The 7,636-nt window shown below is 43.8% G+C and carries 9 protein-coding genes; 6 read left to right on the top strand and 3 right to left on the bottom strand.

The annotated features are described in order from the left end of the window. The 5 genes from PHN32_08765 to PHN32_08745 form a co-directional block, all read left to right on the top strand. Window positions 1-245: carbohydrate ABC transporter permease (locus PHN32_08765; GenBank protein MDD3777681.1), on the top strand; the 245-nt coding region annotated here is incomplete at its 5' end. 116 nt (window positions 246-361) lie between these two features. Next, window positions 362-1,150 (top strand): sugar phosphate isomerase/epimerase, encoded by a 789-nt coding sequence (locus tag PHN32_08760; GenBank protein ID MDD3777680.1) that lies wholly within the window; start codon window positions 362-364, stop codon window positions 1,148-1,150. A gap of 18 nt (window positions 1,151-1,168) precedes the next feature. Beyond that, window positions 1,169-2,176 carry a Gfo/Idh/MocA family oxidoreductase gene (locus PHN32_08755; protein MDD3777679.1) on the top strand — a complete coding sequence of 336 codons (1,008 nt, stop codon included), beginning with the start codon at window positions 1,169-1,171 and terminating at the stop codon, window positions 2,174-2,176. Between the two features lie 33 nt (window positions 2,177-2,209). Then, window positions 2,210-3,502: a M20/M25/M40 family metallo-hydrolase gene (locus PHN32_08750; GenBank protein ID MDD3777678.1), complete on the top strand. Its 1,293-nt coding sequence runs from the start codon at window positions 2,210-2,212 to the stop codon at window positions 3,500-3,502. Between the two features lie 3 nt (window positions 3,503-3,505). Further along, complete coding sequence (locus PHN32_08745) at window positions 3,506-4,984, top strand: FGGY family carbohydrate kinase (GenBank protein MDD3777677.1); 1,479 nt, start codon at window positions 3,506-3,508, stop codon at window positions 4,982-4,984. 53 nt (window positions 4,985-5,037) lie between these two features. On the opposite strand, the gene nrdR is transcribed toward PHN32_08745, so the two are convergent. Then, window positions 5,038-5,493, bottom strand: coding sequence for a transcriptional regulator NrdR (gene nrdR, locus PHN32_08740; protein MDD3777676.1), 456 nt, complete (start codon window positions 5,491-5,493; stop codon window positions 5,038-5,040). Next, window positions 5,490-6,143, bottom strand: a complete 654-nt coding sequence (locus PHN32_08735) for a glycerol-3-phosphate acyltransferase (protein ID MDD3777675.1) — start codon at window positions 6,141-6,143, stop codon at window positions 5,490-5,492. Before PHN32_08735 ends, nrdR begins: the two co-directional genes overlap by 4 nt. An 85-nt stretch (window positions 6,144-6,228) precedes the next feature. On the opposite strand from PHN32_08735, the gene PHN32_08730 reads away from it, so the two are divergent. Continuing rightward, on the top strand, window positions 6,229-7,392 hold the full coding sequence (locus PHN32_08730; GenBank protein ID MDD3777674.1) for an MFS transporter: 1,164 nt from the start codon (window positions 6,229-6,231) through the stop codon (window positions 7,390-7,392). A 1-nt stretch (window position 7,393) separates the two neighbouring features. Here PHN32_08730 and PHN32_08725 read toward each other — a convergent pair. Next, window positions 7,394-7,636 (bottom strand): ABC transporter ATP-binding protein (locus tag PHN32_08725; protein ID MDD3777673.1); only part of this gene is annotated, 243 nt, incomplete at its 5' end.

Genomic DNA, 7,636 nt, shown 5'->3' with positions numbered 1-7,636 from the left:
TGGTAGTTGCGGTCTATAACTTAATACCTATCTGGAACGACTTCTGGTTTCCACTGGTGCTGATTAACTCTGACAATTTAATGACCATACCTTTGGCTACCGCCAAATTATTTGGCAAGCATGAAACCAATTATGGATTAATCTTTGCTATTTTAACTGCGGCAGCCATACCCCCTATGGTTCTTTTTGCTACTTTATCCAGGTATTTTATAAAAGGGCTGACTGCGGGAGCTATAAAAGGTTAAAATTTAGTTTTTAACATATTGATGATAAAGATATATAGTTTAAATAAAGGATTAAAAAAGAGGCAGGCATTTATTTTGGCATAAGTTAACAGGCAATAGACGAAAGGAGCAAGCAAGTGAAAAACAAAATAGCAGTGGTTACTTCCACTTACCCTAACTTTGGGCCCGATGAGGCTTTGGCAGGCATATCTGCTGCTGGTTTTAAATATGTAGATATGGCCTCATGCCCTGGCTATTTCGAGCATATTTTACCCAAGCCTGAAGATATGGGTCCCGATGATTACCAGAAAGTACTGGATAAGGTAGCCAGCTATAACCTGGAAATGATTTCGGTATCCGGCCATACCCGCATGGGCAATCCTGATGCAGTTCCCAGGCTTAAGAAAGTATTGGATTTTGCCCATAAGGCAGGAGTATCTTACCTGGTAACCGATGCCGGGGAGGATGAAGACCAGTTTTACGCTGATATTGAGCAGGTTGCTGATTATGCTAAAGACAGAAGTATTACTATTTGCCTGGAGATGCATGGGCCCTGGTTAAACAATGGCCCTAAAGGAGCCCAGGTAATCCAGAAGGTAAACCATTCCCATGTAAGGCTGAACTACGATACCTCCAATGTAATTTTTTATGGCGGGGTGAGGCCGGAGACAGATATAGAGGCAGCCCTCCCTTATATGTCATACCTGCATCTAAAAGATGACGGCAGCGGCAAGAAAGGTGATTGGAACTTTCCAGCCCTGGGCAAGGGAGTAGTGGACTTTGAAGTTATTTTTGAAAGAATAGCTGACTATCATGGTCCCATTGATGTAGAAATAGAATTTGATGGTAAGGAGCACAGCCTGGAAGAAATCAATGAGGCAGTAGCTCAATCTTACCAGTTTTTAAAAAGTTATGGATATGTATAGATTAGGAAAGGAGCAAAAATGGCTAAAATTATATTATTAGGTGCGGGATTTATGGGACAAACCCATGCTGCTGCCTATAAGGAAATAGAAGGAGCAGAAATAGTGGCAGTGGTGGATAAGGTAGCCGAAAAAGGTAAAAAACTGGCGGAAGAATGCGGTGCCGCCTATTATGATGATTTTGACCGGTGCCTGGCTGAGGTAGATAGTGATTGTGTAGATATCTGCCTTCCTACCTTTTTGCACCTGGAAACTACCCAGAAAGCAGCCCAGGCTAAAAAACATATATTATGTGAAAAGCCTATAGCCTTGTCTCTGGAGCAGGCAGATAAAATGATAGAAGCCATTAATGAAAACAAGGTTAAGGGAATGGTAGGGCATGTGTTAAGGTTCTGGCCTGAATACGTAAAGGTAAAAGAGCTGGTAGAAAGCGGCAAGCTGGGCCAGCCCCTTTATGGTTTTTGCCAGAGGTTGGCAGTAACTCCCGATTGGTATGAAAATAACTGGGGACTAAGTGAACAAAATAGTGGAGGCGTTCCCCTGGATTTATCAATTCATGACTTGGATTATCTGATCTGGCTGTTTGGTGATCCTGAAATAGTTAAAGCACAAGGCGTATTTGACCCTAATAAGGGAGGAATAGTCAATGTTGCCACCAATATAGAATTTAAGAATGGTAAGGCAGGATTTGCAGAAGGAGGATGGGCTTACGGAGGAGAATTTCCTTTCACCATGGTGCTGAGAGTGTTATGTGAGCAGGGGACAGTAGACTGGATTTTTAGAGCCGGGAAAAATATTGAACAAAGGGATCAGAAATCCATGGTCAATGTCTATGAAAATAGCGGAAAAACCTATTCCTTGGATGTTGAGGAAAAAGACCCCTATTTTCTGGAATGCAAATATTTTGTAGAACGGATCAATAACGATCTGCCTATAGATAATGCTACCTTTGAAGATGGAAGGAAAGCCATTAAGCTGGCCTTGGCAGCCAAGAAATCCATTAATGAAAAAAGCGTAGTAAAACTTTAAATACTATAAAGTTTTAACTGGAAGGATACCAAGATGAAATTTGTTAACCAGGTTAAAGGCTGGGTGGAAAAAAACAAGGACCAGATTGCAGAAGCCATATCACAGCTGGTCCAGATAAAAACTGAAAATCTTCCCCCGGGAGGCAATGAAAAACCAGGACAGGAATACTTATATGATTTTGCCTCTACTTTTCTGGACGAATCAGATTTAGACATGTTTGAGATTGATGAAGTTAAAACATTAAGGGATAGCCCCCTGTTTTTCGGTACTATGGCTGGCATGGAAAAGCAGTATCAGGGGCGTCCCAATCTGGTAGCCAGGTTAAAAGGCGCCAATCACCGCAGGTCTCTTCTATTTTCGGGGCATATAGATACCATGCCCGCCACAGGGCCCTGGAAGGTGTTTGAAGATCCTTTCAGTGGAAAGATTAAAGACGGAAAGCTCTATGGCCGGGGTTCGGCGGATATGAAAGCAGGGACCCTGGCCGGGTTTTTTGCTTTAAAATGCATAAAAGAGCTGGGGCTGAAGCTGGCTGGCGACCTTTATGCTGAAAGTGTAATAGATGAAGAAAATGGGGGAGTAAACGGAACCATAGCCTCCAGGCTAAGATATCCTGATATAGACTTTGCCATATTGGCAGAGGTTACCAACCTGGCAGCAGGTATTGAGACTATTGGAGGCAGCGACTGGGTAGCCCAGATAAAGGAAAAGGGACCGGGAGGCATCGGAACCGATATTGAGCTTCCCAATCCTATTTATAAGCTGGCCAGGGTAGCCCAGGCTTTAGAGAAGTATGACCGGGAGGTGCTGGCCCAGGAAAAACCTCCAGCTGCCTACGGTCCGGAAATGAAGTTAAGGCTTCTTACCTACCAGTTTGCCTCAGGAGGCTCTATCTATCTGGAATCTGGGTCGGTACCTACTGAAGGCCATATATATTTCTGGCTGGAGACCTACGCCCATAACCTGGAAAAAGAGGCACGTAAGAAATTTATGGATTTTATGGCCTCCCAGCTAAAGGATATAGAAGGCACCAAACCGGAATTTAAGACAGTGATAAGATTTATGGGAGGTCATAGAACCGATACCGGCCATCCTGCCATGGGAAGTATCCGTTCAGCATACAGGGCACTGGGCCTGAAACTGGAAGAGAAAGGCCTGCCTCTGGCTATGGATGCCTATGCCTTTAAAGCCACCAGCAATACCGATGTAGTGGTAATAGGTCCCCAAGGGACCAACCCCCATGGGGTAGACGAATATGTGGAGCTGGAAAGCGTGTATAAGCTAATAAATATAATGGTGCTGGCAGCCATCGATTATTGCGGGTAGGTAATGGACAAATATATATTAGCAATAGATTTGGGGACCACCCTGATTAAGTTTGTTTTATTTAACCGGGACCTGGCCCTGATATGCGAACATAGCATGCCCTACCGCTTGGATACCAAAACCGAGTTTATAGAATTTGAGGCCCAAAATTATTGGAACCGTCTGCAGAAAGGCATTGGTGAAATATTACAGAAATCAGGTATAGATTCCAAGCGGGTGGCTTCTATTTCCTTAAGCAGCCAGGCTGAAACCCTGGTGTTGCTGGACCAGGATAACCAGCCTTTAAGGAAAGCCATATCTTGGCTGGATAACCGTTCCCAGTCGGAATGCCAACAGATAAAAAACCAGTTTAGCCCGGAAGAAAGTTACCACATTACCGGTCAGCCGGAGGTAATTACTACCTGGCCGGTGACCAAGATAATCTGGATAAAAAAGAACGAGCCCGGTATCTTTAAGCGGGTACATAAATTTTTACTGCTAAAGGACTATATTGTGTACAAATTTACTGGCCGGTTTATGTCTGAGTACTCCGTTTATAATTTTTCCTATTATTTTAATATCATTACCAAGCAATACTGGCCCCAAATGCTGGAATTTGCAGGAATAGATGCTGATCAGCTGCCCCAGCTGGTAGAGCCGGGTTATTCGGTAAAAGCAGTGGATAAGGCCATTGTAGAAAAGTTTGATTTTAGCCCTGGCCTAAATCTTAATTTAGGGGCACTGGACCAGATGGCAGGAATGATAGGAGTGGGCAATATCAGCCCGGGCACTGTAAGTGAGACCACGGGCACGGTGCTTGCTATCTGTACTTTGCTTCAGCAGCCCCTGTTCAGCCCGGCCCGAATTCCCTGCCATTACAGCGCTATTAAAGATAAATATATGCTGTTGCCCATATGTGAAAGCGGAGGCATATCCCTGGAATGGTTCAAGCAGAATTTCTATCCTGGCCGCAGCTACTCACTAGTGGACCAGCAGGCGGCAAAAGTTCCTCCCGGCAGCGGTGGCCTAATTTTCCTTCCCTATATTACCGGGGTAAATTCACCTGAATACAATGCCCGTGCCCAGGGAGTTTTTTATGGCATAACCATTAAGCATGGCAAACCCCACTTTGCCCGGGCTGTGCTGGAAAGCATTGCTTTTATGCTGAAGAAAAACCTGGACTATTTAGAAAGCAAGTTGAGTTTGGACATAAAGCAGGTTATCTCCTTGGGCGGGGGAGCCCACAGCCCCTTGTGGAACCAGATAAAGGCAGATGTGCTGGGCCGTGAAATAAAAATTACCAGCAGCAGCCAGCCTACAGCCCTGGGGGCGGCCATGTTGTCTGCGGTAGAGATGGGGTGGTTTGCAAACCTTAACAGTTTAGCTAACAGCATTATAGGGGTTAAAGAAACCTATAAGCCTCAAAATCAAGGCCAGTATTCTAAATCCTACCAGATGTTTTTAAAGCTGTATCAGAACCTGGAGCCGCTATTTAGGCCATAAGGCCAGCATATCAGATATAGAAGGCGGAAAGCCTTAACCCAAACCGGCAGCTGTTATTTATCCCTTTTAAGCTCTGACAATTCATTGGTAAACTGTTCTATGCTGTCAAATTGCTTGTATACGGAAGCAAAACGGATATAGGCCACCTTATCTAAGTCCTTTAGCCTTTTTAAGGCCAGGTTGCCTATTTCCTTGGAACTTATTTCATTGGAGTCCATGTTCCTTATTTCCAGCTCCAGGTCATCTACCATTTTTTCCAACACATTGATAGAAATATTTCTCTTAGTGCAGGCCCTGATCAATCCGCTTAACAGTTTGTTGCGGTCAAAAGGCTGCCGGGTACCATCGGATTTTATTACTGCAATGGGCTGGTTCTCATATCTTTCATAAGTGGTAAACCTTTTGCCGCATTGCTCACACATTCTCCTTCGCCTGATACTGTCTTTTGATTCGGTGACCCGGGAATCTATTACCCTGGTATCCGGATTGGGGCAAAACGGGCATTTCACTTTTTTATTTCCTCCTTAAAAAAAGGCTTAAATATTTTTTTTAGTGCTGGATGCATATCTCTTCTTCCCTGGCTAAAATAGGATTTTAGAAGATACCAGCTTTTTATACTATATACTATAGAGGCCAGAATGCAAAAAAGAGCCAGCCAGTAGCTTCCGTACCAGGCCCAGCAAAAAAAGGAGAACAGAATCAGGGATACGGCCTGAGCCAGATAGGTATCCTTAAATATTATTAGGGATAAGGGTAAAATCAGCAGGCATAAAAATAAAAAAGAAAGGGGAGCAAGGTACAGCAGGCCCCCCAAAAAGACAGATACCCCTTTTCCCCCATGGAAACCTAAAAAAACCATCCAGTTGTGGCCTATCATGGCTGCCACTACGCCCAGCATGGGAATGAACGGGTGGGAAGAATATTTGTCTGCAATGAAAGCCGATAAGGCTCCCTTGCCAAAATCTGCAGCTATAACCATTATTCCCGCCCATTTGCCTACCGAGGAAAAGGTGTTCATCACCCCTACGTTTTTACTGCCGGTATAGCGGATATCTATCTTTCTAATTTTACCTGCAATAAAGGCAGAGGGAAAGGATCCGAGCAGATAGGAAATAAACAGCAAAAGCAGGGTATTTAAGTAAAAATTATTTACTATCATAACCTCTCCTTTGAATTTAATTATACATTTTTTATAAATAAAATGTTAGAATCATAGTTCAACTCTTTATTAAAATTTTAATTAAATGGTAAAGAAGAATTTACTTATAGACATCACCATATATATTTCCTTTATTTTCTTAGGGCTTTACCTTTCCGTGTTCCAAAGGGCCCTGATAGACATTGGAAAATACTATAATATGGCTTCCTACCTGCAGGGGACACTGGTATCCAGCCATTTTGCCGGGCTTCTGGTAATGCCCCTGATAGCTGGCGAAATTTCTGATAAGTACGGCCGCAAGGTAGTGTCCTGCCTGGGTTATTTTTTCTTTTTTGCCGGATTGGTCACTACCCTTATTACTTCCAATGTCTACCTGTATGTATTTTCCGTATTTCTTATAGGCGGGGGTTTTGGAATCATAGAAGGCCTAATGACCACCGTCCTGGTAGACTTTAACCCCGGCAAGGAGAGCATGGTTATCAATGTAAGCCAAGCCTTTTTTGTGGCGGGAGCATTTGCCGGACCCTTATTGGTAAGCCTGTTTTTATCCAAAGGGTATGATTGGCGCCACCTTTATGCCATCTTTGCCGCAATAGCATTGATATACCTGCTTTATTTTTCCATGCTTCCCTTCCGCAAAGCGTTGGAAGGCACAGAGAAATTAAAGGGACTTATTGTTTTAAAGCTGTTGCGGCAGCCTTTGATGGTTTTATTTGCTTTAAGCATCTTAATGTATGTGGGCATTGAACAGGGAATTAGTTTCTATGTTAATACCTATATAAAGTCCATGACTTCTTCAGAAATCATCTCCAGCCTGGCCCTTTCCGGTTTCTGGGGATTTATGGTAGTGGGAAGGATAATATGCAGCTATATCAGCCGCAAAATTGACCCTAAAAAATTAATTGTGGTATTGGCCAGTTTTGCTACCATCTCCATCCTGCTTATTTCCCTCAGCCGAAACTATGTACTGGCGGCAATAGGGTTTTCCATACTGGGGCTGGGCCTTTCCGGGATCTGGCCTTTACTGGTATATTCCTCTTCAGCTGCTTTCCCCCGCTTTGCAGGCACTACTATCGGGATAATGATGGCTTCCAGCGCCATAGGGGGCATGGTCATTCCCTTTGCCTCTAATGCTGTTGGCTCTTTAATAGGCCCCAGTGCAGGGGTGGGCAGTTTGATAATTCCAGCTGTGGTAGTGATAGCTGTACAGCTATTTATAATCAGGAAAGCCTTAAAACCCAAACCGTAGTTTACTGCAGCAGCTGGTATTGATACCGATACAGCTGATAATAGATGCCCTTGGCTTTAAGCAGGCTATGATGAGTTCCTTTTTCTACAATTTTTCCATGGGAGAGCACCAGTATCCGGTCCACATTTTTTATGGTGGATAACCTGTGGGCAATAATTATGGTAGTCCTTCCTGCCATAATCCTGCTTAAGGCATCCTGGATTAAGGCCTCAATTTCTGAGTCTATGCTGGAAGTAGCTTCATC

The sequence above is a fragment of the Actinomycetota bacterium genome, from assembly GCA_028698215.1.
Taxonomy (GTDB): domain Bacteria; phylum Actinomycetota; class Humimicrobiia; order Humimicrobiales; family Humimicrobiaceae; genus Halolacustris.
The sequence above is the reverse complement of the archived record's forward strand: the minus strand, read 5'-3'. Positions and strand labels throughout refer to the sequence as shown.